A 26,024-nucleotide genomic window follows, 5' to 3' on the forward strand; every position below is an offset into this window, starting at 1 on the left:
AACCAGCCACCGCGGGGCCAGGCCCTCCGGTGGTTTTTTTGGCGCGTCATTTTTTTACCAACTGGTGGCTTTCCTCTGGCAGACTTGCCTCCGGCCTCGTGCCTCCGGGCGGCTGCCCATTGGCGCGCTCCTTGCTTGGCTGCTGACACCCATTCCTCCTTGTTTGCCTGTCTGAAGGACTCCACCATGACCACTCGCCGCATCTTCACCGGACGCCTGCTCTGCACTTCCATGGCCCTTTCGGCCGCCATGGGCCTGGCACCCTCGCTGGCCCACGCGCAGTCCAAGCTCAAGGTCGCGGCGATCTACACGGTGCCCTACGAGCAGCAGTGGGTGAGCCGCATCCACAAGGCCCTGAAGGCCGCCGAAGCGCGCGGCGAGATCGAATACAAGGCCAGCGAGAACGTCTCCAACGCCGACTACGAGCGCGTGATGCGCGAGTACGCCACCGGCGGCAACCAGCTCATCGTGGGCGAGGCCTTCGCGGTGGAGACCGCCGCCCGCAAGGTGGCCAAGGACTTCCCCAAGACCTCGTTCCTGCTGGGCTCCTCGGGCAAGCCGCAGGCGCCCAATTTCAGCGTGTTCGACAACTACATCCAGGAGCCCGCCTACCTGTCCGGCATGGTCGCGGGCGGCATGACCAAGACGAACAAGATCGGCATGGTCGGCGGCTTCCCCATTCCCGAGGTCAACCGCCTGATGCACGCCTTCATGGCCGGCGCGAAGGAGACCAACCCCAAGGTCGAGTTCACCATCACCTTCATCAACAGCTGGTTCGACCCGCCCAAGGCCAAGGAAGCCACCTTCGCCATGATCGACAAGGGCGCCGACGTGCTCTATGCCGAGCGCTTTGGCGTGTCCGACGCGGCCAAGGAGAAGGGCAAGCTGGCCATCGGCAACGTGATCAACACCCAGGACAAGTACCCCGACACCGTGGTCGCCTCCGCGCTGTGGCACATGGAGCCCAGCATCGAACGCGCCCTCAAGCTGGTCAAGGACGGCAAGTTCACGGCCGAGGACTACGGCCCCTACTCGATGATGAAGCACAAGGGCTCTGAATTGGCGCCGCTGGGCACGTTCGAGAAGAAGGTGCCCGCCGACATCGTGGCCAAGGTCAAGGCCAAGGAGGCCGACATCCTGGCCGGCAAGTTCAGCGTGAAGGTGGACGACAGCCAGCCCAAGTCCACGGCCAGGTAGGCACCCCGGCGCGCGGGCACCGGCTGCGCTGTGGCCTGCGCCGCCGTGCGCTGCGCTGTACGATTTTTCCTTTTCTTCTTTTTCCCGACAAGGAACGCCATGCCCGCACCGCTTTCCCACCGCCCCGAGACAACCGCCCTGGCCGCGCGGTGCATGCGCCTGCTGGGCGCCCTGGCCCTGGCCACGCTGGTGGCGGGATGCGCCGCGGTCGTGCCGGGCCAGGCGGCACGGCTGGACAGCATGCCGCGCATCGCCGTCATCTCGGCCTTTGCACCCGAGCTGACGGTGCTGCTGCCCCAGGTGCAGCAGCCGGCCAGGCACAGCGTCAACGGCGTGGAATTCACCACCGGCATGCTCTCGGGCAAGCCCGTGGTGGTGTTCCTGTCGGGCATCAGCATGACCAACGCGGCCATGAACACACAATTGGTGCTGGACCGCTTCAACGTGAGCCACATCGTCTTTTCCGGCATCGCCGGTGGCGTGAACCCCGGCCTGCACATTGGCGACGTGACCGTGCCCGCGCAGTGGGGACAGTACATGGAATGGCTGATGGCGCGTGAAGACCAGCCCGGCCAGTACAGCGCCCCCGCGTGGATGAAAAGCGAGCTGACGATGCCCGCCTTCGGCATGATGCACCCGCGCCCGGTCGAGGTGAGGTCGGCGGCCAAGCCCGGCATCACCAGACAGTTCTGGTTTGAGGCGGACCCCCAAATGCTGGCCACCGCGCGCGGCCTGCAGGACGTGGGCCTGGCGCATTGCCTGGCCAGCACCTGCCTGAAACAGCGCCCGCAGCTCGTGGTGGGCGGCAACGGCGTGTCGGGCCAGGCCTTCGTGGACAACAGGGCTTTCCGCGAGTACGCGTTCAAGACCTTCGAGGCCAATGTGCTCGACATGGAGACCGCCGCCACCGCCATGGTGGCCCACAGCAACGGCGTGCCCTACATCGCCTTTCGCTCGCTGAGCGATCTGGCCGGTGGTGGCGAAGGCGAGAATGAAATGGGCACCTTCATGGGCCTGGCGGCGGCCAATTCCGCCAAGGTGCTGCTGGCCTTTCTCTCGAACTGGAAATGACGGACCCCTCCGGCCCCGTCCTGCGGCTGCAGGGCATCACCAAACGCTTCGGCAAGCTGGTGGCCAACGACGGCATCAGCCTTGCGCTGCAGCGCGGCGAGGTGCTGGCACTGCTGGGGGAGAACGGGGCGGGCAAGTCCACGCTGATGTCCATCCTGTTCGGCCACTACGTGGCCGACGCGGGCCACATCGAGGTCTTCGGCCAGCCGCTGCCGCCCGGCCAGCCACGCGCGGCGCTGGCGGCGGGCATCGGCATGGTGCACCAGCATTTCACCCTGGCCGACAACCTCACGGTGCTGGACAACGTGCTGCTGGGCACCGAACCCTTGTGGCAGCCCTTCTCACGGCGCGCGGGTGCGCGCGAGCGCCTGCTGGCGGTGTCCCGCCAGTTCGGCCTGCCCGTGCGGCCCGAGGCGCTGGTGGGCGGCCTCTCGGTCGGCGAGCGCCAGCGCGTGGAGATCCTTAAGGCGCTGTACCGGGGCGCGCGCATCCTCATCCTGGACGAACCCACCGCCGTGCTCACGCCGCAGGAAAGCGAAGCGCTGTTCGACACGCTCGCGCAGATGGTGGCGCAGGGCCTGTCCATCATCTTCATCAGCCACAAGCTGGCCGAGGTGCTGCGCGTATCGCACCGCGTGGCCGTGCTGCGCCAGGGCAAGCTCGTGGCCGAGGCGCCCGCGCAGGGCACCACGCAAGGCCAGCTCGCGCAGTGGATGGTGGGCCATGCCATCGAGGCCAGCGAACGCCGCCCCGCCCGGAGCGTGGGTGCGCCGGTGTGCACGCTGGCCAACGTATCCACGGCATCCACGGCTCGTGATCGGCTGCAGGGCGTATCGCTCACCCTGAACGCCGGCGAGATCGTCGCCATCGCCGGTGTCTCGGGCAATGGCCAGGTGGCGCTGGCCGACGTGCTGTGCGGCGTGCGCGCCGCCACCGCCGGCCAGGTGACGCTGCTCGGCACGCCGCTGCAGGCCCGCCCGGCTTGGGTGGTGGACCAGGGCGTGGCCCGCATCCCCGAGGACCGCCATGCCGTGGGCGTGGTGGGCGACCTGCCGGTGTGGGAGAACGCCGTGTCCGAACGCCTGCGCAGCCACTGGTTCGCCCACCCCTGGTTCCGGGCCTTCTGGGTCAAGCGCGGCGCCGCGCGCCAGCATGCCCAGCGCGTGGCCGAGACCTTCGACGTGCGCGGCGGCGGGCCCGACACCCCTGCCCGCGCGCTCTCGGGCGGCAACATGCAAAAGCTCATCCTGGGCCGCGCCCTGCTGCCGCCCTACGACGCCAGCCAGAGCGCCCCTGCGCCGCGCCTCATCGTGGCCCACCAGCCCACCTGGGGGCTCGATATCGGCGCCGTCACCTTCGTGCAGCAGCAGCTCATCAACGCGCGCGACGGCGGTGCCGCCGTGCTGCTGATCTCGGACGATCTCGACGAGGTGCTGGCCCTGGGCGACCGCGTGGCGGTGATGCACGAGGGGCACCTGAGCGCAGCGCGGCCCGCAGAGGGCTGGACGCGCGAGGCCATCGGGCTGGCGATGGCGGGCGCGGCCAGCAGCGCGGAGGAAACCCCGTGACTGCGCAGGCGCCGATTCAGCGCCCGGGCCCTTACCCGCCGCCCATGCCAGCCAGTGTCCTGAAGACAAGCCAGGTGAACACCAGGGCCGGCAGGTACAGCGCGGAGGCGATGGACAGCTCCCACCACGACAGGGCGCGCCGCCACCACACGCCGAGCATCACGGGCGCACACCCCATCACCATCAGGATGATGGATGGAAAGAACCACACCCCCGCCAACAGGAACAGGGGCGCCCACAGCAGCACGCGGCTGATCTTGAAGGCCATGGGCCGGCCGCTGCGCCAGGTATGCAGCAGCAGGCCGAGAAAGCCTGCCACCAGGGCCGACACCACGCCGATGGTGATGCGCCTGTGCCGCACCCGACCTTCTTCCTGCAGCCTGCGTGTGTGGTCCAGCCATTCGTTGATGTCGGCGGTGTATTCCGCTTCGTTCTTCAGCGGCAGGTCCGGCGGGGCGACCGGCGCAGCCGTTGCCGGGCCCTCGCCGGTCAATGCCTGTGCCATGGCACCTGCGCAGCCCAGCGCCAGCGCGCCGCACAGCAACATGCGCCCAAGCCATCCCCACACCAGGTTTTGCATGATCTCTCTCCCGTTATTGGCGGCCTGCGTGGAGCAAGCCGAACCTCTCCGCCGCGGATGGTAATCCGATGCCCTCCATTCCCCACGAAGCGCCGACCCATGCGGCTTGAAAAACGCAACCACATCTCCCCCGCCGCCTACGTGGCGGCGCCGGTGGGCGCCGTGGTGTTCACCCTGCTCATCAGCGGCCTGCTGGTGCTGTGGGCCGGCGCGCCCGTGGGCCAGACCTATGCACTGCTCGTCAAGGGCGCCTTCGGCTCGGTCTTCGCGCTGACCGAAACCCTCACGCGCGCCACGCCGCTGATCCTGACCGGGCTGGCCGCGGCCGTGGCCTTTCGCGCACGGCTGTTCAACATCGGTGCCGAGGGGCAGCTGTATGCCGGTGCGCTGGCCGCCGTGGCCGTGGGCGGCCTGCATGGCGGCACGGGGCTGGAATGGTCGCCCTGGCTGCTGTTCCCGGCGATGATGCTGGCGGCGGCCCTGGCCGGCGCCCTGCTGCTGCTGGGCCCGGCGCTCATGAAGTCGCGCCTGGGGGTGGACGAGGTGGTGACCACGCTGCTGCTCAACTTCATCACCCTGCTGCTGGTCTCGGCCCTGCTCGACGGTCCCATGAAAGACCCGCTGTCCATGGGCTGGCCGCAGAGCGTGGCGCTGCAGGGAGACCTGGAGCTGTCCAGGCTGGTGCCGCAGACGCGCCTGCACACGGGACTGCTGTGGGCCATCGGCCTGGCACTGATCCTCTGGGCCATCCTGCGGCGCACGGTGCCGGGCTTCGACATCCGCGCGGCCGGTGCCAATGCGCGGGCCGCCGCGTTTGCCGGCGTGCCCATCACCCGCACCGTGGTGCTGGTGGCCCTGCTCTCGGGCGGGCTGGCGGGGCTGGCCGGTGCCATCGAGGTGGCGGGCCGCACCGGCTACGTCACGCTCGACATGTCGCCGGGCTATGGCTACAGCGGCATCGTGATCGCCATGCTGGCCGGGCTGCACCCGCTGGGCGTGATCGCGGCGGGCACCTTCGTGGCCGGCGTGCTGGTGGGTGCCGACAGCATGAGCCGCGCGGTGGGCGTGCCCACCTACATCGCCGACGTGATCGTGGCCACCTCGCTCATCGCGGTGCTCGTCGCCACCCTGCTCACGCAGTACCGGGTGAGGTGGAAATGACCGAACTCCTCGACATCCTGGCCAATCCGGCCTTCTGGATCGCCACGCTGCGCGTGGCCACGCCGCTCATCCTGGGCACGCTCGGGGTGCTGCTGTGCGAGCGCGCCGGCGTGCTCCACCTGGGCATCGAGGGCATCATGGTGGCGGGCGCCTTCACGGGCTGGCTCACGGTGTACGCCGGGCACGGCCTGTGGACCGGGGTGCTGGTGGCGGCGCTCACGGGGGGCGTGTTCGGGCTGCTGCATGCCTGGCTCACGGTGGGGCTGGCGCTGTCGCAGCATGTCTCGGGCCTGGGCATCACGCTGCTGGCCACGGCGCTCAGCTACTACGGCTACCGCGTGAGCTTTCCGAAGGTGAACACGCCGCCCACCATCGAGCCTTTCGCCGCCATGGATTGGCTGGGCGTGCCCATTCTCTCAGCGCAGACGCCACTCACGCTGCTGGCGCTGGCCCTGGTGCCGATACTGGCCTGGGTGCTCATGCGCACGCCGCTGGGCCTGGCCGTGCGCATGGTGGGCGAGAACCCGCAGGCCGCCGAGGGCCAGGGCATCCCGGTGGCGGCCACGCGCACGGGGGCCATCGTGGCGGGCTCGGCGTTGATGGGTGTGGCGGGGGCCTTCCTCACGCTGTCGGCGTTCAACGCTTTCTTCTTCAACATGGTGAACGGGCGCGGCTGGATCTGCGTCGCGCTGGTGGTGTTCGCCTCGTGGCGCCCCGGCAAGGCACTGCTGGGCGCGCTGCTGTTCGCTTTTTTCGATGCGCTGCAGCTTCGGCTGCAGCAGGCGGGCGGCGCGTGGCTTCCGTACCAGGTGTATCTGATGCTGCCCTACCTGCTCTCCATACTGGCCCTGGTGCTGGTGGCGCGCAAGGCAGCGTACCCGCAGGCGCTGATGAAGCCCTACCGCAAGGGCGAGCGGTGAGGCGTGCGCCCAGCCCCATCGCGCCTTGGCTGGCGGCCGCGCTGCTGGCCTGTGCGGGGCATGCCCACGCGCTGGGGCAAGACATGCCGTATGAATCCTTCACCGCCGCGCCCGATGTGGACTGGGTCAAGGTTTGCGGTCAGTGGCCCGCCCCGGTGCAGCCGGGTGAAGGCGGCGGCACGTACCGCATCGTGCACGCCACGCGCTACGCGCAGTCTTTTCTCTACCTGCAGTGGATTGCGCGGGACCGCACCGACAGCGCCGCCGCGGTTCACACCGAGGGTTTTGCGCAGATCAACAACGACCATGCCGCCATCACCCTGAGCCAGATGAGCTGCCTGCCCACGCGCCGGGGTATTCGCTTCACAGCGCGGGCGCAGTCTGGCCATGACGACAGTGTGTTCCGTATCACCATCGACGCAGGACACAACCCGGGCGAGGTGCGCTTTCGCACCACACAAAAGCGCTGACGGCGGGCCTGCCATGCCAGACGTGCCGCCTTCTCTCAGCACCAGCCCCTTGCTGCCACTGACCGTGCTGGCGCGCTGGCAGTTCGACACCACCGATGCCAGTGCCACCACGGTGCTGCCCGATGGCTGCAGCGACCTCATCCTGCATGTGGAGGCTTGCGGGCACTCCGCCTGGCATATCTCACCACTGGCCGACGCTGCCATGGAGGTGCCCGGACGCGCTGGCGAGCAGTGGCTGGGCTACCGCCTGTGTCCCGGCACCACCATCGATGCAGCAGCATTGCTGCAGTCCGCACGGGCCATCTGGCACCAGCACAGGCGCCGCGCTGGGCCACGCTCCTGCGGCCTGGGCCACGACACCACGGCGCTGGAAGCCTTGCTGCTGGAGGCCATCGACCACCACACCGACAGGGATCCACGCGTCCAAGAGGCGCTACACGCGCTGGCGCATGCAGCCACGGTGGGCGCGGCAGCACACGGCCTAGGGGTGTCCGAACGCACGTTGGAGCGTCTGACCCAACGCTCCACCGGCCAATCGCCCCGCTTCTGGCGCGCGCTGGCCCGCGTGCGCCGTGCAGCGCAGGCGCTCGGCACGGCCAAACCGCTGGCAGAGATTGCAGCCGACAACGGCTACGCCGACCAAGCCCACTTCCACCGCGACTGTCTGCGCTGGCTCGGGCAGACGCCTGCAGCGCTGCGCCGCACACCACAACTGCTGGCCACGGTGGCGCAGGCGGGCTATGGCTGAATTTCATGTGAAACCCACGCCCCGGGGCCGGCACCACCGTCTACGCCTGCGCCACCACGACCGTTCAAACGGCTGGCGGCCCCATGGGCGTGCACAGCTCCACCAGCGCACCGTTGATGTCCGCGACATAGGCCACCGTCTGGCCCCAGGGCATCTGCCCGGGCGCCTGCACCAGCCGGGCACCGGCATCCACCGCGCGCTGCACGGCAGCAGCCACGTCGGTGGTGGTGAACGCGATCTCGAAACTGGGCGCCTCTGCCGACGCGCGCTGCGGGTTCTTGCCCAGCTCGGCCATCAGCCGCAGCGACGAGAAGGCCAGCGCGGTGGCGCCCGTGTCCAGCTCGCCGAAGTCGCCAGCCTCGTGCACGAAGCGGCGGGTGAGGCCGAAGGCGGCCTCATAAAAAGCGATGGTCCTGGGAACATCTTCGACGTAGAGAATGGTGTAGCCAAATTGCATGAAGACTGCCTTTGCAAAAATGCGCTGAAATAGATGCGCCCTGTGAGACACCCAGCTTAGGCACAAAGCCCGCCACGGTCTTGAAAAAACCCGACACCCCGACACCAGACGCCCCCACCATGCTCGACCTGCTCATCACCCACGCCACCCTGCCCGACGGCCGCCAGAAGATGTCGATTGCCGTGCAGGACGGCCGCATCGCCGAGGTGACCGAGGGCCTGCAAGCCCCCGCGCACGAAACAGTGGATGCGGGCGGCCTGCTCGTCAGCCCGCCGTTCGTGGACGCGCATTTCCACATGGATTCGACCCTGAGCTACGGCCAGCCGCGCGTGAACGAGAGCGGCACGCTGCTCGAAGGCATTGCGCTGTGGGGCGAGCTCAAGCCGACCCTCACGCACGATGCCATCGTGGAGCGCGCCCTGCGGTATTGCGACATGGCCGTGGCGCGCGGGCTGCTGGCCGTTCGCAGCCATGTGGACACCAGCCACGCCAGCCTGCTGCCGGTGCAGGCCCTGCTGGAGGTGAAGCAGCGCGTGGCGCCGTACCTGGATTTGCAGCTGGTGGCCTTCCCCCAAGACGGCGTGCTGCGCGCGCGCGGCGGGCTCGACAACCTCAAACGTGCGCTGGACCTGGGCGTGGACGTGGTGGGCGGCATTCCGCATTTCGAGCGCACCATGGCCCAGGGCGCCGAGAGCGTGAAGGTCCTCTGCGAACTGGCGGCAAGCCAGGGCAAGCGCGTGGACATGCACTGCGACGAATCCGACGATCCGCTGTCACGCCACGTCGAAACCCTGGCCTTTGAGACCCAGCGCCTGGGCCTGCAGGGCCGCGTGACGGGTTCGCACCTCACCTCCATGCACAGCATGGACAACTACTACGTGAGCAAGCTCATCCCGCTGATGGCCGAGGCCGACCTGGGCGTGGTGGCCAACCCGCTCATCAACATCACGCTGCAAGGCCGCCACGACACCTACCCCAAGCGCCGTGGCATGACCCGTGTGCCCGAGCTGATGGCCGCGGGCCTGACCGTGGCGTTTGGCCACGACTGCGTGCTGGACCCCTGGTACAGCGGCGGCAGCGCCGACATGCTGGAAGCCGCGCACATGGGCCTGCACGTGGGGCAGATGACCAGCCAGGCCGCGATGCGGCAGTGTTTTGATGCAGTGACGGTGAATCCCGCCAGGTTGCTGGGGCTGGAGGGCTACGGCATCGAGCCGGGCGCATATGCCGACTTCGTGCTGCTGCACGCACGCAATCCCGTGGAAGCAATCCGCCTGCGCGCAGCGCGCCTGGGCGTGTGGCGGCGCGGCAAGCTACTGGCCAGCAGCCCGCCACCCGTGGCCCAACTGCACCTGCCGGGGCGGCCCGACAACGTGAATTTCACATCAAATTAGCCTCTCGCGCTTATGTATCAAACGCAGGCAGCTACACATTCAATAGCATTGCAAGCATCTACGCCATGCGCGCAATCGTCTTGCGAAACCGCGCCAGCGCCAGGCTGAACAGCACGGTCCCAATCCCCAGCAGCCACACCAGCGACGGCCACACCACCGCCCAGCCCGCGCCCCGGTAGAGGATGGCCTGGGCCAGCTCGGTGAAGTGCGTGGTGGGCGCCAGCGCCATGCCGTACTGCACCCACAGCGGCATGCTCTCGCGCGGGGTGACACCGCCCGACAGCATCTGCAGCGGCATCATCACCAGCACCATCAGCAAGCCAAACTGCGGCATGCTGCGCGCCACCGTGGCCATGAAGATGCCCATGGACGTGGTGGCGAACAGGTGCAGCGTGGCGCCCAGCAGAAACAGTGGCACCGAGCCTTCGATGGGCACGCCAATCGCCCAGCGGATCACCGCCGTGAGCGACACCCAGGTAGCCACCAGCACCACCAGCGCCATGGCCCAAACCTTGGCCAGCATGATCTCGCCCGGGGTGACAGGCATGACCAGCAGGTGCTCCACCGTGCCATGCTCGCGTTCGCGGATCAGCGCGGCGCCGGTGAGGATGATGGAGAGCATGGTCACGATGTTGATCAGTTCCATCAGCGACCCGAACCACGCAGGGTTGAGCGCCGGGTTGAAGCGCGAGCGCACCGTGAGCTCGATGGGCTGCTCGGCCACGGAGCGGTCGCGCTGCACGAACTCCGCCACCTCCAGCTGCACGATCTGCTGCACAGCCCCATTGGCCGCGAACGCCTGCCCCATGCGCGTGGCGTCGATGTTGAGCTGCACCTGCGGCACCCGGCCCGCCAGCACGTCGCGCTGGAAGTGGGCGGGGATGTGCAGCACCAGCGTGAAGCGGCCGGCGTCCAGGCCCGGGTCCACCTCGCGCATGCTGATCATGGCGGGGCGCGTGAACTGGGGGGCGTAGAACGCGGTGGCGATGCGCTGGGACAAGGCCGAGTCGTCCTCGTCCACGATGGCAATGGGCACGTGGTGTAGCGTCTCGGGCTGCGCCATGCCCGCCGAATACACCGCCAGCGTGGTGGTGTAGACGATGAGGAACAGCATGGCCGGGTCGCGCCACAGGCTCCAAAGCTCCTTGATGCCTAACCGAAAGATGTTGGACCACCGTCCACGCAGCGCCATGTCAGGTCTCCTGCTTCTTCAGCAAGGCAATGGCGGCACCGACGATGACCGGCACCGCCACCAGCATGGGCCAGAACTCGGCCTGCAGGTCCTGCAATCCCAGCGCCTTGTTGAACACGCCCCGGCTGATGGTGAACATGTGGCTGGCCGGGTAGACCTCGCCCACCCAGCGCGCAAACCCCGTCATGGACGACACCGGGTTGATGAGCCCCGCAAACTGCACGGCGGGAATGATGGTGCCCACCATCGCGAAGAACATCGCCGCGATCTGGCTGCGCGTGACGGTGGAGGCCAGGAGGCCCATGCCCGTGGAGCACAGGCTGAATACCACGGCGGCCAATGTCAATGTGGCAAAACTTCCCGTCATCGGCACACCAAACACCGTCACCGCTGCCAGGCACATCAAGCCAAAGTTGAACAGCGCCAGTAGCACATAGGGCAGCTGCTTGCCCAGCATGAATTCGGTGCGCGTGGTGGGCGTCACATACAGGTTGATGATGGAGCCCAGTTCCTTCTCGCGCACCACGGCCAGGGCGGTGAGCATGGCGGGCAGCATGAGCAACAGCAGCGGGATCACGGCAGGCACCATGGACGGCAGGCTGCGCACGTCGGGGTTGTAGCGGTAGCGCGGCTCCACCTCCAGCAGGCCCCGGGGCACCACGCCCGTGCGGCTGCGGCTTTGCTCCACCAGCCATTGCTGGTGCAGGCCCTGGGCGTAGCCGATGACGGTTTCGGCGCGCTGGGGCATGGCCCCGTCCACCCAGGCACCGATCTGCACCGGCTGGCCGCGTGCCACGTCGCGCGCAAAGCCGGGCGGGATCTCCAGCGCCAGCGATATCTCGGCGGAGCGCATGCGCGCGTCCAGCTCGGCGTAGGTGGCAATCGGCGGCTGCTCGGTGAAGTAGCGCGAGCCCGCGAGGTTCAGCGTGTAGGCGCGGCTCAGCGCGGTCTGGTCGCGGTCCAGCACGGCAAAGCGCAGGTTCTCCACGTCCATGCTGATGCCGTAGCCCATCACGAACATCAGGATCAGCGAGCCCAGCAGCGCCATGGCGCCCCGCACGGGGTCGCGGCGCAGCTCCAGAGATTCGCGCCACTGGGTGCTGTGGATGCGGGCCAGGCTCTGGCGCAGGCGGGTGCGCCAGGTGGGAGCGTTGGGGATGGGCGCCGGGGATGGCGCGGGGCGCTCGGAAGCGTCCACGGTGGCCTGGACCAGTGCATTGCCTGCAGCATCTTCCAGGTAGCCGATGAAGGCTTCCTCCAGCGTGGCGACGCCGCGCTTGGCCACGATGTCCTGCGGCGCGGCGCTCTCCAGCACACGCCCCGCGTGCATCAGCGAGATGCGATCGCAGCGCTCGGCCTCGTTCATGAAGTGGGTGGAGATGAAGATGGTGACCTTGTCGCGCCGGGCCAGCTCCACCATCAGGCGCCAGAAGTTGTCGCGCGCCATGGGGTCCACGCCCGAGGTGGGCTCGTCCAGGATCAGCAGCTCGGGCTGGTGCACCATGGCCACGGCCAGCGACAGGCGCTGGCGCATGCCCAGCGGCAGCTTCATGGGCAGTGCGCTGCGGGCGGCCTGCAGGTCAAAGCGCTCCAGCATGGCCGTCACGCGCGCCGGCACCTCGGCCTCGGGCACATGGAACAGCCGGGCGTGCAGCACCAGGTTCTGCTCCACCGACAGCTCGCTGTACAGCGAAAACGCCTGCGACATGTAGCCCACCCGCCGCCGCGTGGCCATGTCCTTGGGGTCCACCGGCTGGCCAAACAGCCAGGCCTGCCCGTCGCTGGCGGGCAGCAGGCCGGTGAGCATCTTCATGGTGGTGGACTTGCCGCAGCCGTTGCTGCCCAGAAAGCCAAAGATCTCGCCCCGCTGGATGCGAAAGCTCACATGGTCCACCGCCACAAAGTCGCCAAAGCGCATGGTGAGGTCGCGCGCCTCGATGGCGACGTTGGCAGCGTCGTCTGCCTGCGACCGGTCCAGCGGCGGAATCTGCACCGCCCGGTGGCCCCGGCGCTTGGCCTCGGGCAGCAGGGCCACAAAGGCCTGCTCCAGCGCATCGTGCCCGGTGCGGGCCATCAGCTCGGCGGGTGTGCCGGTGGCCAGGATGCGCCCTTCGTCCATCGCCACCAGCCATTCAAAACGCTGCGCCTCTTCCATGTAGGCCGTGGCCACGATCACGCTCATGCCCGGCCGCGCGGCGCGGATGCGGCCGATCAAATCCCAAAACTGCGCGCGCGCCAGCGGGTCCACGCCCGTGGTGGGTTCGTCCAGGATCAGCAGGTCCGGGTCGTGGATGAGCGCGCAGCACAGCGCCAGCTTTTGCTTCATGCCCCCCGAGAGCTTGCCCGCAGGCCGCGCCAGGAACGGGTGCAGGCCGGTGCTGCGCGTGAGTTCATCAATGCGGCGGCGCCGCTCGGCCGCGTCGTGCCCGAACAGGCGGCCAAAGAACTGCAGGTTTTCTTCCACCGACAGCGTGGGGTACAGGTTCTTGCCCAGGCCCTGCGGCATGTAGGCGATGCGGGGGCACACGCGGCTGCGGTGGCGGCTTTGGGCCATGTCGCCGCCCAGCACCTCCACGGTGCCCTGCTGCACCGCCCGCGCGCCCGCCACCAGGGCCAGCAGGCTGGACTTGCCCACGCCATCCGGCCCGATCAGGCCCACCATGCGGCCTGCGGCCACCTCCAGGTCGATGCCATCGAGCGCCACAGTCCGCCCGTAGCGCTGGCCCACGCCGCGCAGGCGGGCCACGGGTGCAGCGCCGGCCGCTGGGTTCACTGGCCAGCCTTGACGGCGAGTTCTGCGGGCCACTCCACCGCAGGGTCCACCCGCAGCCAGGCCACGCCGGGCAGTCCGGTCTTGACCTGTTCCTGGTGGCGCAGCAGCAGCGCCTTGTCGATCTGCGCGCGCACGCGGAACATGAGCTTCTGGCGCTCGCTCGCGGTCTCCACCGTCTTGGGGGTGAACTGCGCGGTGCTGGCCACGAACGACACGGTGGCCGGGATCACGAAGCCCGGCGCGGCATCGAGCACGATGCGCACCTCGCTGCCCAGCGCCACGCGGCCCGCCACGGTTTCGGGCAAAAAGAAGGTCATGTACACGTCGCTCAGGTCCACCAGCTGCAGCACGCGCGCACCCGTACCCACGACCTCGCCGGGCTGCACCACGCGGAACTGGACGCGACCATCGCGCGGCGCCTTGAGCTCGCTGTCGGCCAGCTCCACATCGATGCGGGCCAGCGTGGCCTGCAGCGCGCGCACATTGGCCTCGGCGCTGGTCACCTGCGTGCGCGACGCACCGATGCCCGCCTGCGCGGCCTTCGCCTGGGCTTTTGCAGCGGTCACAGCGGCTTGCTGGCTGCGCACCTTGGCGCGGTCGTCGTCGAGCAACTGGCTGGAGAAAAAGCCCTCGCGCGCCAGCTGCTCGGAGCGCGGCAGGCGGCGGCGGGCGGTGTCGAGGTCGCTCTCGCGCTGCGCGACCACGGCCAGCGCGGCCTGGTAGTCGCTATCACGCTGGGCCACCTGCACCTGGGCACTGCTGATGGCCAGCTGCGCCTGCTGCAGCCGGGCCACCGCCTCTTCACGCTGGGCCTGCAGGCTGTCGATCTGCATGCGGGCCAGGGGTTGCCCGGCTTTCACGAAATCGCCCTCGGCCACCAGCACATCGAGCACCTTGCCCGCGAGCTTGGTGGCCACGGCGATCTCGGTGGCCTCGATGCGGCCGTTGCCGCTCACGAAGCCGGGGCCTGGCCCTTTGGCCTGCCAGGGCGCCCAGCGCAGCAGCAGCCCTCCTCCCAGCAGCACCACGGCCAAAGCCGCAGCGATCTTCCATTGCTTGCTCATGGTCCATCCTTGTGGGCACCTGGGCCCGTCGGGGGATGGTAGCTTTGCACCCCGCGTTACCCCAAGCCGCAGCACGCCCTCCCTTGACCTGCATCAATCGCCACCCGAACATCCGGCCTGCACCTGCCGCGCGTGGCGGCCCCTTGAACCGAAACCCATGACTGCCCTCACCACCCCGCCCCTTTCAGACACCCTGGCCTGGCTGCTGGGCCGCCCTGTCAGCCCCGAAGACGGGCTGCCGGAAGATGAACTGGCCGCCGCAAGCCATCGCCTGGGTGGCCCAGTGCCCCCTGCCCTGCACGCTTATTACGCCGCCGTGGGCAGGCGTGCCGATTTGATGGCCGGTTTTCAGCGGTTTGCGCCGCCGCAAGACTGGGAGTGCCTGGGCGACAAGCTGCTGTTTCTGGAAGAGAACCAGGGCGTGTGCTGGTGGGCCACCGATTCCCGGCAGCGGGTGTGGCAAACCACCGACCTGGATTCCCCGGACTGGTTCGAGGAAGCCGTGGGCCTGGAGGCGTTTTTGCACACCGTCGCCTACTACCAGATGGCACAGGGCGGCTATCCGTTCTGCGGCATGCGCGCGTGCGGGGCGTTCTCAACGCCCGGCGAGTTGGCGTCGCTGCTGGACGCCCTGCGGGCGCGGCCCGTCGTGGACATGGCGGGGCTGCGCATCTTCACCGTGGGCCCGCAGGCGCTGGTGTGGTACCTGCACTCCGAGGGGGAGCTTGCGGAACCCGGTATGTTCCTGAGCGTGCTGGACGCCCTGCGCTTCGACGCCCTCAGCGCCCAATGGGATTTTGACGATCTGGGCTGAGAGAGAATGGGCACATTCGGGTGAAATATGCCTCTGACGCTTGCTGGACAAGCGCCAAAAGCTATAACTTCAATAGCATCCAGCCGGCATCCGCATGGCATGGAACTGCACAGGGCCGCGCAGCCCGCGCTCAGCCCCCTGCGTCAAACGCCGACAGATGATTGGCCAGGTGCATGGCGTGCGCCTGCTCGTACTGCGCCTTGTCCAGCGCCCCGTAGGCGAAGTGCGGGTGCAGCGGCCCCGCGTGCACGGAGAAGTCCTGCACGGCTTGGCGCAGCCGGGCCAGGGCCGCCGACGCCCCGGGCATGGACGCATCCAGCGCGGGCGCGCCCGGGATGGGCTCCGCCAGGTCGTGGCTCATGCGGCCGCGCAGGGCAAACACGTTGAAAGCAGCCGCACCCAGGGTGTTCTGGAACAGCGCCGACCTGGGCGCCGGGAAGCCCCGCAGCGAGAACTCGATGCTCTGTGCGCAGTGCTCCAGCGTCTGCGGCCAGTTCCAGGCCGTGGCGGGCGCCAGCGGCTGGACCGCAGCGCCCGCAAGGCGCTCGACCTCTTGCATGGCGCGCGCCAGGGTGCCAAAGACGAGTTGCCGGTCGTTGCCCGGCCGGTACAGCAGGTAGCCGGCCCCGGCGGCCGCCGCCACACCCAGGGCTGCCAGCCCCGTGCCGGATGCCAGGAACGCCCTGCGCTGCGCTGCGGGCGCCGACGGCGATGCACCAGGCACGGTGCCGGGGCCCGCGCCGCCGAGCGGGTTGCTGCCGTGGGGATTCAATGCCATGGGGGATGGTGGTGGTCTGGGAATGGACGGGACGAGGCAAGGCCACCATTGTGCGGCGGCGCGCTGCGCGGCGGCACGCCCGAAGGTCGGGCAGCCGACACAGGCAGCGTTTCAGGCCCATCAGGCAAGCGGCAGGGCCCGGCGGCGCGACCGCACGCGCGCCTGGTGGAAGCTGGCTACAGCACCGCCGCGCTGCGCGCAGTGCCTGGCCGCTCCGCGGGGCGCGGCCACTTCAACGGCACGGGATCGTCCGGCAGCGCCACGACCTCCACCCGGTTGCGCCCGCGCGCCTTGGCAAGGTACATCGCCTCGTCCGCCCGCTGCAGCACCGCCTCGGCCGAATCCCCGCTGGTGGACAGCGTGATGCCGATGCTCACGGTCAGGGCCACGCGCCGCCGTTCGGCATCCATGGGCTCGGACTCGACCAGCGCCCGCAGGCGTTCGGCCACGCCGGCGGCACCAGGGCCGTCCGCGTTGGGCAGGAAGATGGCGAACTCCTCCCCACCCAGGCGGCCCATCACATCCTCCCGGCGCAGGCAGCGGTGGGCCAGGTCCACGAAGTGGCGCAGCGCGTCGTCCCCGCACTGGTGGCCGCCGGTGTCGTTGATCTTCTTGAAGTGGTCGAGGTCCATCACCAGCACGGGCAGCGCGGCCCGGGTGCGCTGGGCATTGCTCAGGCCCTTGTCCAGCAGCGTGATGAAGGCGCGGCGGTTGAACACGCTGGTGAGCGGGTCGATCTCGGCGAGGTGGCGCAGCTCGCTCGTCACGAATTCATTGGTCAGCATCAGCACGCCAAACGCGATCATCACGAGGGCCACCGTGGCCTCCAGCACCACGAACTGCGACAGCTGCGTCAGCAGGCCGGCATCCGAAGGGGCGGCCAGCCGGAAGATCACGGGGCGCACCAGCACGCACACCCCATGGAAGGCCATGACGCCCGCGAGCAGGTAGCGCGCCGGCACACGGCGAAAGCCACCCTGCGCCAGCGTGCGCGCCGTGAGCAGGAAGCACACGCCCGCGAACCAGCCCGCCAGGGCGAACCGCGCGCCGGGATGGGGCTGCGCCATCGTGAAATACACCGACAGCGCCACCAGCGACACGATGGCGGCCGCGGCATACCGGTGGGCGATGGGCGGGCGCCCCATGTAGGCGCGGCTGCCCAGCCAGCACAGGTAGGCCGCCAGCGCATTGGCGCCCTGCGCCAGCACCACGGCCGGCACTTCGGGCATCCGCTCGCGCGCCAGCAGCGTGGCGCAGAACACCGACGCGCCCAGGAATGACAGCGTCCACAGCCGCAGGCCCGGGATGTTCTTGTTGAAATGCCACACGGCATACAGCACTGCGGTAACCAGCGCCGACAGGATGGCCGCGAGAATGACGAGTGTGGGGCTGTGCACGGAGACGGAACGGGGCAGCGGCGTAAGGGAGCCCCGCGGGGCTGGCATGAAGGGATTGCGGCAGGACAAGAAACGCGCTGAATGTTAACCGAGCCGTTGCGAAATGCAGGAACTATCGCGCGGGGCCACGCGGCGGCGCCACGGGCGCGGGCCGCCGGTGCCAGCGCCCATGCCCCAGGCCGCGGCCGGCCACCTCTTCCTTGGTGCTCAGTCGCCCACCACGTTGCACTCCCGGCGCAGCAGTGCCAGGGCGTCGTGCATCTGGTAGTCCATGTCGCTGAGCAGGGTCTTTTCCGCGTCCTGCACGAAGCCGGTCCACAGGGCGATGTAGTCCTGCTGGTGCACGCCGGGCGCATGGGCGCGGATGAAGTCGGCCGCCAGCGCGGGCTGCAGGCCCGATTTGCGGATCTTTCGGACGAGGCTCGCGGCGGTCTTCTCGGTCAGCAGCGTCTTCTTGGGGGCCCCGGCCGCCAGGCACAGGAACAGCGTGAGCAGCGAATGTTCGTCATCGTTGCCCTGCACCGTTCTCGTCCAGGTCTTGCTCGCGGGAAGCGGAGGTTCCTCACCCTCCTCCAGCGCATCCAGGCTGCGGTGGAAGTTGTCCACCTCGGCCAAGGGGTCGTCCAGCAGAAAGTAGCGCGCGCGGAAAGCGCCGGTGGGGCGCAGCAGCGTGCGCACCGGTGTGGCCGCGTCGAGCAGCTTGGGCAGGTCGGCCAGCACGCTGGCGCAATGCGCCTGCATCACCTCGCGCAGTTCGGCAGGCAAGCCGGCAGGCAGGCGCAGCTGCACGGGCGGCGCGAGCTTCTTCTTGCGCTGTGCCATCAGCACTTTTTCGAACGACACGGTGTTGGGCCACTCGCCGAGGTCCATGGCCTTGGGCGCCAGGGCCACCATGAGCAAGCCAGCGCGGATGACGGCTTCCGCGTCGGCGCCCGCGGCTTCCAGCTCGTCGGGGTCCAGGTCGAACTGCCCGGCCAGCCACTGGGCGGCCTGGATGGCCTGCGCAATCTGCGTGCGGCGCGCCAGCTCGGCCCGGTAGTCGGCGTGGCTGCGCAGCGACCACACGGCCAGCAGCGGGGTTTCGGCATCGGCATAGCCGGCCATGCCGAAATTGCTGCTCTCGGGCATGGCGATCAGGCGCTTGAGCATGTCCGAGCCCCCTTTGGAGCGCGACAGGAACGAATGGTCGCGCAGCGAGACGGCGGCCTCGTGCAGGTCGCCCCCGGTGGTGTCCAGCAGGTACAGACTGATGAGGTTGACCATGCGGTCGCGCGCCTTCTCCAGCTCGGGGCGCAGAAACTCGCTGCCAAAGTAGCGCGCAATCTGCACCATGCCCTTGGGCGCATCGGTGTTGATGGCCGCGAGCTTGTCGGCGCCAATCACGCCGTGCTGGACACCATACGCCAGCGCCTTTTCAAAGAACGGGCGGGCGTCGTGGAGCTGCAGCGCGTTGGCGGCTGCAATCTCGTCAGTCGTTGAAGAAGGCGTGTTGGGCACAGTCATATCAGTATCTATCGCGCTTCGCAGTGCTCATGGGCCATGAAACTGGCACGCTCCAGGCCAGAACCGCCGCGCAAGGGCCGCCCCGCCGCGCTGGCGGTGTCCCCCTTCCCGAATGGCGCAGCCATTCGAGAGAAGGGGGAAGGCGCGAAGCGCCACAGGGGGTTGTCATCTAAATCGCGGATTCTTCGTCGGACGTGCGGGCGGCGGGCGTGGCCTTGCCACGGTCGGTTTCGCTGGTTTCGAACTTGCCGTCGTCTTCCTCGGCGGGCGATTCGTCGCCCTCTTCCAGGCCCAGGTCAAAGGCGCGGGCCTTGGCGCGCAGCACCAGCAAGGTTTCGATGAACAGGTCGCGGCACTCGTAGCGCAGCAGCCAGGCCATCTGCATCCAGTCGCGGTCCGCCACCTCGTCCTGGTCGATGCGCGGCTGCACATAGCCCGAGGCGAGGAGTTCGTCGTCGGTCAGCGTGGGGCCGTAGTCTTCCACCGCGTCGAACGTGCCGGTGCGGGCAAAGGCCTCGATGCGGCTCCACTTTTCGGCGAAGTAGTTGGCCAGTGCCTCGGCGCCGCCTTCCAGGTCGCCGATGGCCGTGAGGAACTCGACGGGATCGGCGTCGTCGCGGAAGATGACGGCATTGACCATGTTGCGCAGGTGCGTGTGCGTGAGGTCCTTGTACTGCTTTTCCAGCACCATCGCGCGCGCGAACTGCTCGGGCGTGACCAGCAGGTTGACCACCGAGGCCTTGGAGTCGTCGTACTCGCGCATCACGGCCAGGATGTCCTTGGGCGCGAGCTGGTCCAGCACCACCATCAGCGCGCCGTCCCCGTCGGTATCGGCCAGCTCGGCCAGCGCCGACTCGGCGCCCACGATGTCGCCGGCCGCGATCAGGCTGGTGGTCCTGGTGATCAGGGCGAGGTGGGTGTTGTTGCTGCTCATGCGTATTCCTTGGTGTGTCGCTGCGCCGGGCGCAGACCGCTAAAAACTGGCGCGCCGCCGTCGCCAGCGCCGCCTTGCCTTGGTCCGGCTTTGCCGGTCCGCAGCAGGCGTCCCCCTCGCGGGGATGGCGCGCAGCGCCTCGGGAGGGCCTCAGTCCTTCCTGTCGAACCCCACATCGGCCAGCCAGTTGGAGCTGGCTTCCTCGCGGGTGCGGCTGTTTTGCGGGTCCACGGCGTCGTCGGCGCTCAGGGCGCTGAAATCGTCATCGTGTTCCGCCGCATCCGCAGCGTCTTCGCCCTGGTCGCCGTCGCCCTCGGCCGCGTGCGCCGCGGGGGCCATGCGGGCATGCAGGTGCAGGTACTCGAGCCCGGCCGCCACCGCCATGAACCGGGCGCCCTGCGGCTCGCGCAGCACGGTCTGCGCCAGGCTCTGGGCCCAGGGCTCGAGCGTGACGGCATGGGCCAGGCTGTGCCAGTCGGGCAGTTCGTCCACCGGCAGGCCCAGCAGGTGCTCCACCGCGCCGGGCTTGGTGAAGCGAAAGCCATGGTGAAAGACCACCGCGACCATCTCGGGGGCCAGCTCCATCATCTGCACCAGAAAGGCGATCTCGTTGCGCTTTTCCGCCAGGCGCTTGCGCAGGACGTCTTTGCCCTCGGAGTCGGAGACCAGGTCATCCAGCTCGGCCTGGTAGGCGGAGCGCAGATCGTAGAAGTAGGGAGATAGTTTCACGAAGCGGAAGAAGGAGAGGAAAGGATGCGCGAGGAGTAGGCCTGCCAGATCTCCTGCGCAGTCTGCAGCGGGTCGTCCAGCAGGTTGCGGCGGCGGTTGTCGTCGTAGGCCTGTCGGGCGGTGTCGTCCGACAGCACTTCGTAGGCCTTCTGCACGGCCTGGAACCGCTGGGCGGCGTCGGGCGCGCCGTTGCGGTCCGGGTGGTAGAACGACGCCTTCTGGCGAAAGGCCTTCTTGATGTCGGCGAGCGACGCGTTGGCCGCCAGCCCGAGGGCTGCGTAATGGTCTGCGGTCATGGACAAGTCAATTGCGAGGGCGATGCAGGGAGCGGGCCCGGCCGCGAAGCCGGCGCACCGGCATCAGCCGCCCAGGCTCACGAACACGTTCTGGACGTCGTCGTTGGAGTCGATGGCCGCCAGGAAGTTCTCGACCTCTTCGAGCTGCTCGGGCGAGAGGTTGGCGGGATTCACGGGGTTCTTGGGCTTGTAGCCCAGCTTGACCGACAGCACATTGAAGCCATGGGCGGGCAGCGCGCGGCTCACCAGGTCCAGGTCGGTGGGGTCGGTCCAGAAGGTGGTGGTGCCTTCCTCGTCGCCGGCCTCGAAATCCTGCGCGCCCGCCTCGATGGCGGCCAGTTCGGGATCGGCATCGGGCGTGGCGGGCTCGGCTTCGATCATGCCCACATGGTTGAAGTCCCAGGCCACCGATCCCGAAGTGCCCAGCTGGCCCTTGCGGAACAGCACGCGCATCTCGGGCGCGGTGCGGTTCACGTTGTCGGTCAGGCATTCGACCATCACCGCTACCTGGTGGGGCGCGAAGCCTTCATAGATCACGCGCTCGTAGTTGACCGCGTCGGCGCCCGTGCCCGAGCCTTTCTTGATGGCGCGCTCCAGCGTGTCCTTGGGCATCGAGGCCTTGCGGGCCTGCTCGACCACCAGGCGCAGGCGCGCATTGCTGGCCGGATCGGCGCCGCCGCGCGCGGCCACGGTGATTTCCTTGACCAGCTTGCCAAACAGCTTGCCCTTGGCATCCGCCACCTGTGCCTTGCCTTTTGCTTTCCACTGCGCGCCCATGTTGGATCTCTTTTCGTTGGTGTTGCGGCGCGCCAGGCGCCTGAGGATGTGTGGTGCGGACCCCGCAGGCGCGGGAAAAGCGCTTCCCAAAGCCCCCGCACGGCGGTAAACCGAACCCTATAGGGTACCACTGACCCATCCGTTGCCTGCCAGCCACGGTATCGGCGGGTGTTGCGCGGCAAGCCGGGTAACCTTGGCGGCATGCAGGCTGATCCCCCCACTCTTCCCGGTACCCCCTGATGCTCAACACCCTGTGGCTGGGCTTTTTCCTGACCGCCGCGGTGGCGGCGCTGGCGCAGTGGCTCGTGGCGGGCAACGCGCAGATCTTCGCCGCCATGGTCGAGGCGCTGTTCGCCATGGCCAGGCTCTCGGTCGAGGTGATGGTGCTGCTGTTCGGCACGCTCACGCTCTGGCTGGGCTTCCTGCGCATCGCCGAGAAGGCGGGCATCGTGGACGCCCTCGCGCGCTGGCTGGCGCCGCTGTTCCGCCGCCTCATGCCCGGCGTGCCCAGCGGCCACCCGGCCCTGGGCCTCATGACGCTGAACTTCGCGGCCAACGCGCTGGGGCTGGACAACGCGGCCACCCCCATGGGCCTGAAGGCCATGAAAGCCCTGCAGGAGCTGAACCCCGAGCCAGAGACCGCCACGAACGCGCAGATCCTGTTCCTGGTGCTCAATGCCTCCTCGCTCACGCTGCTGCCGGTGACGATCTTCATGTACCGCATGCAGCAGGGCGCGCCCGACCCGACACTCGTTTTCCTGCCCATCCTGCTGGCCACGTCCGCATCCACCCTCGTGGGCCTGCTCAGCGTGGCGGTGGTGCAGCGCCTGCCCTTGTGGAGCCCCGTGGTGCTGGCCTACCTGCTGCCCGTGGCGCTGGTGCTCGGCGGTTTCATGGCACTCCTGACCACGCTGAGCGCGGCGGCGCTGTCGCAGCTGTCTTCCCTGCTCGGCAACCTCACGCTGTTCATGCTGGTGGTGCTGTTCGTGGCCCTGGGCGCCTGGCGCAAGGTCGCCGTGTACGAGGCTTTCATCGAGGGTGCGCGCGAAGGCTTCGATGTGGCCAAGGGCCTGCTGCCGTACCTGGTGGCCATGCTGTGCGCCGTGGGGGTGTTCCGGGCATCGGGGGCGCTGGGCTATGTGCTCGACGGCATCCGCTGGTGCGTGCAGGTGCTGGGCGCGGACACCCGGTTCGTCGATGCGCTGCCCACCGCGCTGGTCAAGCCATTCTCCGGCAGCGCCGCGCGTGCCATGCTCATCGAGACCATGCAGGCCCAGGGCGTGGACAGCTTTGCCGCGCTGGCAGCGGCCACCATCCAGGGCAGCACCGAGACCACCTTCTACGTGCTGGCGGTGTACTTCGGCGCGGTGGGCATCCAGCGCACCCGCCACACCGTCAGCTGCGCGCTGCTGGCCGAGCTGGCGGGCGTGGTGGCGGCCATCGTGGTGTGCTACCGGTTCTTTGGGTAGGGAAAAAGGTCCCCCGGCATGTCTTGCCCCTCCCCCCGGCAAGCCGGCTTCGCGGTGGCACGGGTGCGGACCGCGCCGGGCGGAGGCAGCGGGGGCGGTGCCAGTCCTGCATTCCCTGCACTACGGATCAAATCGGCACCTCCCCCTTGACAGGAAAGCGCTGAAAGCTATTAATTCGATAGCAAAATTCACCCCAGCGCCGTATCCAGCAGCATCATGATCACGAAGCCCAGCATCAGGCCGCCGGTGGCCCAGGCCTCGTGGCCCTTGCGGTGCGACTCGGGGATGATTTCGTGGCTGATCACGAACAGCATGGCCCCGGCCGCGAAACCCAGCCCCCAGGGCAGCAGGCTTGCGGAGTAGCTGACCACGGCGGCTCCCAGCACGGCGCCCACGGGCTCCACCAGCCCGGAGGCCATCCCGAGCCCCACGGCCAGCAAGCGCCGGTAGCCCGCGGCGAGCAGCGCCACGGCCACCACCAGGCCCTCGGGCACGTCCTGGATCGCGATGCCGGTGGCCAGGGCGCTGGCGCGCAGGGCATCGCCGCCCGCGTAGGCCACCCCGATCGCCAGCCCCTCGGGCAGGTTGTGCAGCCCGATGGCGAAGACGAACAGCCACGTGCGCCGCAGCGTGCGCGAGGCCTGCCCGCCCTCCACGCCCTTGATGAAGTGCTCGTGCGGCAGCAGCCGCTCCATCATCAGCAGCACCAGCGCGCCCAGCAGGATGGCCGCCCCCACCGTGCCCCCGGCCGCCCAGGCACCGGCGCCGCCCGCGCGTGCCGCCTGGATGCCGGGGATGATGAGCGAGAACGAGCAGGCGGCGAGCATCACGCCCGCGCCGAAGCCGAACAGCGTGTCCTGCGTGCGCTCGGAAAGGCGCTGCGAGAGCAGCACCGGCGCGGTGCCCAGCGCCGTGGCCAGCGCTGCCGCCAGGCCGGCCCAGAGCGCACCCAGCACCACCGGCTGGCCGGCGATCCAGGCCCATGCCTGCGCCGAGCCCGCCACGATGCCAAGCAGCACGATGCCCAGCCCGAGCCACTGCCGCCCACGCAGGGTGGCGACGCGGCGGGCCGCCGAGGCGGAACGCGCCAGCGGTTCGAGAACCGTGGGGGTGGAAGCGGGCGGGGTCTGCATGGCGGCTCCTGGGGTTGTTGTCGAGGGGCGGTTTTCAGAATGCGGGTGGTGGAGCGGGCGCGATGGCCCGTCAGGCCCGGGCAAGCGCATGGCGGCGGGCCACCTCGGCCCAGTCGATGACGTTGTAGAACGCGGCGATGTATTCGGGACGCCGGTTCTGGTACTGCAGGTAATAGGCGTGTTCCCACACATCAAGCCCCAGCACGGGCGTGTGGCCCGACATCGGGCCCGCCATGAGCGGGCTGTCCTGGTTGCCCGTGCTTTCCACCACCAGCTGGCCCGCCTTGGTCACGCAAAGCCAGGCCCAGCCGCTGCCAAAGCGCGTGAGCGCGGCCTTGGTGAAGGCCTCCTTGAAGGCGCCGAACCCGCCCAGATCCGTATCGATGGCCCGCGCCAGCTCTCCCTGGGGCTGGCCGCCGCCCCGGGGCGACATCACGCTCCAGAAGAGGCTGTGGTTGGCATGGCCGCCGCCGTTGTTGCGGACCGGGCCCTGCAGGTTCTCGGGCAGCAGCACCAGCCGCGCCACCAGCTCATCGATGGGCAGGTGGGCGTGCGGCGTGCCTTCCAGCGCGGCGTTCAGGTTGTTGATGTAGGTCTGGTGGTGCCGGGTGTGGTGGATCTCCATCGTGCGGGCATCGATGTGGGGCTCGAGCGCGTCATAGGCATAGGGCAAGGCGGGCAAGGTATGGGGCATGGTGTCCTTGGATCGGAAACGGAGTGGATAAAAAGGCCGGAGCGCGTCGTCTTTCGGGCCATGGCACCCCACGGCCAGGAAGCGGCACGCCCTTCAGTGCGGCCCCGGGCCGTGGGCCAAATGGGCCGAGGCCAGGGCCTGCGTGACGGACGGGTGCGCGCCATGGGCCTGCACATGGCGCAGCAAGGCGGCATGGGTTTCGCGGCTGTGGCGCCACGCGGCCTGCTGCAGGCCCGCGCCGTGGCGCGCATCGGCCATCAGGCCCAGCAGCACGGCATGGGCGCGGCACAGGATCTGGGTGGCGTCGTCCACGGCGCCCGCCTGCACCTGCAGGTCGGCCACATTGAGGTGCGAGACCACGACCGCCGCCACGCAGTCGTCCTCGCGCCCCGGTGGCGGCGTGTGCTCCAGCAGCCGCAGCGACAACGCGAGGGCCTGGTGCTGATAGGCGGTCGCCATGCGCCATTGGCCCGTCTGCTGCGCTGCCCGTGCGCGCTGCACGGCATGCTGCCACCGCGCCAGCGTGGCGGGCGCGTGGTGCACGGCTGCGCTCTGGTGGGAGTTGGTGTGTACGCCGGTGTCCATGGCAATGCTCCTTGAAGAGGGACAAGCCTTTTGCGGTGGACGGGTGTGGCGTACTCAGGCATTTAAATGATACTGATTCTCATTCATATTGTCGAGATGGGACGCCATCCCGGAAACGCCGGGTCAAAGGCCGGCGGGATAGCCAGTCAATTCGCCGCCCGCACTCCGCCTACGCTCAACCCGTCACCGCCGTGGTGCCGTCAGAGACACCGCCCGGCCCCCTCCATCGTTCCACCACTGTTTGCCATGCATTTTTCGCCCCTGCTGCTTCGACCCCGGTCCCTTTTGCGCGCCTGCCGCTGGCGCGTGGCGGCAGCGGG

At 68.8% G+C, this 26,024-nt stretch carries 25 protein-coding genes; 10 read left to right on the forward strand and 15 right to left on the reverse strand.

Translation table 11 applies throughout. The annotated features are described in order from the left end of the window. The first annotated feature begins 186 nt into the window (after positions 1–186). The 3 genes from AC1RCS_RS15710 to AC1RCS_RS15720 all read left to right on the forward strand — a co-directional run bounded on the left by AC1RCS_RS15710 (position 187) and on the right by AC1RCS_RS15720 (position 3,836). Entirely contained in the window at positions 187–1,197 is a 1,011-nt protein-coding gene (locus AC1RCS_RS15710) for a BMP family protein (protein WP_218294858.1), read from the forward strand. A gap of 99 nt (positions 1,198–1,296) precedes the next feature. Beyond that, complete coding sequence (locus AC1RCS_RS15715) at positions 1,297–2,268, forward strand: 5'-methylthioadenosine/S-adenosylhomocysteine nucleosidase (RefSeq protein WP_492245330.1); 972 nt, start codon at positions 1,297–1,299, stop codon at positions 2,266–2,268. Further along, positions 2,265–3,836 (forward strand): ABC transporter ATP-binding protein, encoded by a 1,572-nt coding sequence (locus tag AC1RCS_RS15720; RefSeq protein WP_492245331.1) that lies wholly within the window; start codon positions 2,265–2,267, stop codon positions 3,834–3,836. The genes AC1RCS_RS15715 and AC1RCS_RS15720 overlap by 4 nt, the downstream gene beginning before the upstream one ends. 31 nt (positions 3,837–3,867) lie before the next feature. On the opposite strand, the gene AC1RCS_RS15725 is transcribed toward AC1RCS_RS15720, so the two are convergent. Further along, entirely contained in the window at positions 3,868–4,416 is a 549-nt protein-coding gene (locus tag AC1RCS_RS15725; protein ID WP_218294856.1) for a hypothetical protein, read from the reverse strand. Positions 4,417–4,515: 99 nt separating this feature from the next. On the opposite strand from AC1RCS_RS15725, the gene AC1RCS_RS15730 reads away from it, so the two are divergent. The 4 genes from AC1RCS_RS15730 to AC1RCS_RS15745 all read left to right on the forward strand — a co-directional run bounded on the left by AC1RCS_RS15730 (position 4,516) and on the right by AC1RCS_RS15745 (position 7,715). Then, a complete protein-coding gene (locus AC1RCS_RS15730; protein WP_218341157.1) occupies positions 4,516–5,577 on the forward strand; it encodes an ABC transporter permease in 1,062 nt (353 codons plus the stop codon). Next, positions 5,574–6,497 carry an ABC transporter permease gene (locus AC1RCS_RS15735; protein WP_218341156.1) on the forward strand — a complete coding sequence of 308 codons (924 nt, stop codon included), beginning with the start codon at positions 5,574–5,576 and terminating at the stop codon, positions 6,495–6,497. Before AC1RCS_RS15730 ends, AC1RCS_RS15735 begins: the two co-directional genes overlap by 4 nt. 83 nt (positions 6,498–6,580) lie before the next feature. Next, complete coding sequence (locus AC1RCS_RS15740) at positions 6,581–6,967, forward strand: hypothetical protein (RefSeq protein WP_492260946.1); 387 nt, start codon at positions 6,581–6,583, stop codon at positions 6,965–6,967. 13 nt (positions 6,968–6,980) lie between these two features. Further along, on the forward strand, positions 6,981–7,715 hold the full coding sequence (locus tag AC1RCS_RS15745; protein WP_218294852.1) for an AraC family transcriptional regulator: 735 nt from the start codon (positions 6,981–6,983) through the stop codon (positions 7,713–7,715). A gap of 64 nt (positions 7,716–7,779) precedes the next feature. Here the strand turns inward: AC1RCS_RS15745 and AC1RCS_RS15750 are convergent, their stop codons facing one another. Continuing rightward, positions 7,780–8,172, reverse strand: a complete 393-nt coding sequence (locus AC1RCS_RS15750) for a VOC family protein (RefSeq protein WP_369642553.1) — start codon at positions 8,170–8,172, stop codon at positions 7,780–7,782. Between the two features lie 119 nt (positions 8,173–8,291). Between AC1RCS_RS15750 and AC1RCS_RS15755 the strand changes: the two genes are divergently transcribed. After that, positions 8,292–9,566 (forward strand): amidohydrolase family protein, encoded by a 1,275-nt coding sequence (locus AC1RCS_RS15755; protein WP_492245333.1) that lies wholly within the window; start codon positions 8,292–8,294, stop codon positions 9,564–9,566. Between the two features lie 58 nt (positions 9,567–9,624). Here the strand turns inward: AC1RCS_RS15755 and AC1RCS_RS15760 are convergent, their stop codons facing one another. The 3 genes from AC1RCS_RS15760 to AC1RCS_RS15770 are packed head-to-tail and all read right to left on the reverse strand — an operon-like array spanning position 9,625 to position 14,595. Beyond that, complete coding sequence (locus tag AC1RCS_RS15760; RefSeq protein WP_492245334.1) at positions 9,625–10,758, reverse strand: ABC transporter permease; 1,134 nt, start codon at positions 10,756–10,758, stop codon at positions 9,625–9,627. A 1-nt stretch (position 10,759) separates the two neighbouring features. Continuing rightward, positions 10,760–13,531 carry a ribosome-associated ATPase/putative transporter RbbA gene (gene rbbA, locus AC1RCS_RS15765; RefSeq protein WP_492245335.1) on the reverse strand — a complete coding sequence of 924 codons (2,772 nt, stop codon included), beginning with the start codon at positions 13,529–13,531 and terminating at the stop codon, positions 10,760–10,762. Continuing rightward, entirely contained in the window at positions 13,528–14,595 is a 1,068-nt protein-coding gene (locus tag AC1RCS_RS15770; RefSeq protein WP_492245336.1) for an HlyD family secretion protein, read from the reverse strand. The genes rbbA and AC1RCS_RS15770 overlap by 4 nt, the downstream gene beginning before the upstream one ends. Before the next feature lie 157 nt (positions 14,596–14,752). Here AC1RCS_RS15770 and AC1RCS_RS15775 point away from each other — a divergent pair, with 157 nt between their 5' ends. Then, positions 14,753–15,409, forward strand: a complete 657-nt coding sequence (locus AC1RCS_RS15775) for a hypothetical protein (RefSeq protein WP_492245337.1) — start codon at positions 14,753–14,755, stop codon at positions 15,407–15,409. A gap of 130 nt (positions 15,410–15,539) precedes the next feature. On the opposite strand, the gene AC1RCS_RS15780 is transcribed toward AC1RCS_RS15775, so the two are convergent. The 7 genes from AC1RCS_RS15780 to AC1RCS_RS15810 all read right to left on the reverse strand — a co-directional run bounded on the left by AC1RCS_RS15780 (position 15,540) and on the right by AC1RCS_RS15810 (position 21,823). Continuing rightward, positions 15,540–16,187, reverse strand: coding sequence for a DUF1569 domain-containing protein (locus AC1RCS_RS15780; RefSeq protein ID WP_492245338.1), 648 nt, complete (start codon positions 16,185–16,187; stop codon positions 15,540–15,542). 176 nt (positions 16,188–16,363) lie between these two features. Further along, on the reverse strand, positions 16,364–17,632 hold the full coding sequence (locus tag AC1RCS_RS15785) for a GGDEF domain-containing protein (protein ID WP_492245339.1): 1,269 nt from the start codon (positions 17,630–17,632) through the stop codon (positions 16,364–16,366). 159 nt (positions 17,633–17,791) lie between these two features. Continuing rightward, on the reverse strand, positions 17,792–19,087 hold the full coding sequence (locus tag AC1RCS_RS15790) for a hypothetical protein (protein ID WP_492245340.1): 1,296 nt from the start codon (positions 19,085–19,087) through the stop codon (positions 17,792–17,794). Between the two features lie 169 nt (positions 19,088–19,256). Then, positions 19,257–20,021 carry a hypothetical protein gene (locus AC1RCS_RS15795; protein WP_218294842.1) on the reverse strand — a complete coding sequence of 255 codons (765 nt, stop codon included), beginning with the start codon at positions 20,019–20,021 and terminating at the stop codon, positions 19,257–19,259. Between the two features lie 150 nt (positions 20,022–20,171). Further along, the gene (locus tag AC1RCS_RS15800) at positions 20,172–20,750 is read right to left on the reverse strand and encodes a hypothetical protein (RefSeq protein ID WP_218294841.1); all 579 of its coding nucleotides are present in this window, start codon (positions 20,748–20,750) and stop codon (positions 20,172–20,174) included. Beyond that, positions 20,747–21,046, reverse strand: a complete 300-nt coding sequence (locus tag AC1RCS_RS15805) for a J domain-containing protein (RefSeq protein WP_492245341.1) — start codon at positions 21,044–21,046, stop codon at positions 20,747–20,749. Before AC1RCS_RS15805 ends, AC1RCS_RS15800 begins: the two co-directional genes overlap by 4 nt. Positions 21,047–21,109: 63 nt before the next feature. Further along, the gene (locus AC1RCS_RS15810) at positions 21,110–21,823 is read right to left on the reverse strand and encodes a YebC/PmpR family DNA-binding transcriptional regulator (protein ID WP_218294839.1); all 714 of its coding nucleotides are present in this window, start codon (positions 21,821–21,823) and stop codon (positions 21,110–21,112) included. Between the two features lie 239 nt (positions 21,824–22,062). On the opposite strand from AC1RCS_RS15810, the gene AC1RCS_RS15815 reads away from it, so the two are divergent. Beyond that, complete coding sequence (locus tag AC1RCS_RS15815; protein ID WP_218341145.1) at positions 22,063–23,292, forward strand: nucleoside recognition domain-containing protein; 1,230 nt, start codon at positions 22,063–22,065, stop codon at positions 23,290–23,292. 188 nt (positions 23,293–23,480) lie between these two features. Here the strand turns inward: AC1RCS_RS15815 and AC1RCS_RS15820 are convergent, their stop codons facing one another. The 3 genes from AC1RCS_RS15820 to AC1RCS_RS15830 all read right to left on the reverse strand — a co-directional run bounded on the left by AC1RCS_RS15820 (position 23,481) and on the right by AC1RCS_RS15830 (position 25,704). Further along, positions 23,481–24,425, reverse strand: a complete 945-nt coding sequence (locus tag AC1RCS_RS15820) for a ZIP family metal transporter (RefSeq protein ID WP_492245342.1) — start codon at positions 24,423–24,425, stop codon at positions 23,481–23,483. Between the two features lie 70 nt (positions 24,426–24,495). Next, on the reverse strand, positions 24,496–25,119 hold the full coding sequence (locus AC1RCS_RS15825) for a superoxide dismutase (RefSeq protein ID WP_218341143.1): 624 nt from the start codon (positions 25,117–25,119) through the stop codon (positions 24,496–24,498). A gap of 93 nt (positions 25,120–25,212) precedes the next feature. Further along, complete coding sequence (locus tag AC1RCS_RS15830) at positions 25,213–25,704, reverse strand: DUF2753 family protein (protein WP_218341142.1); 492 nt, start codon at positions 25,702–25,704, stop codon at positions 25,213–25,215. Positions 25,705–26,024 lie beyond the last annotated feature (320 nt).

This window comes from Acidovorax sp. GW823-FHT01C06 (genome assembly GCF_058798375.1).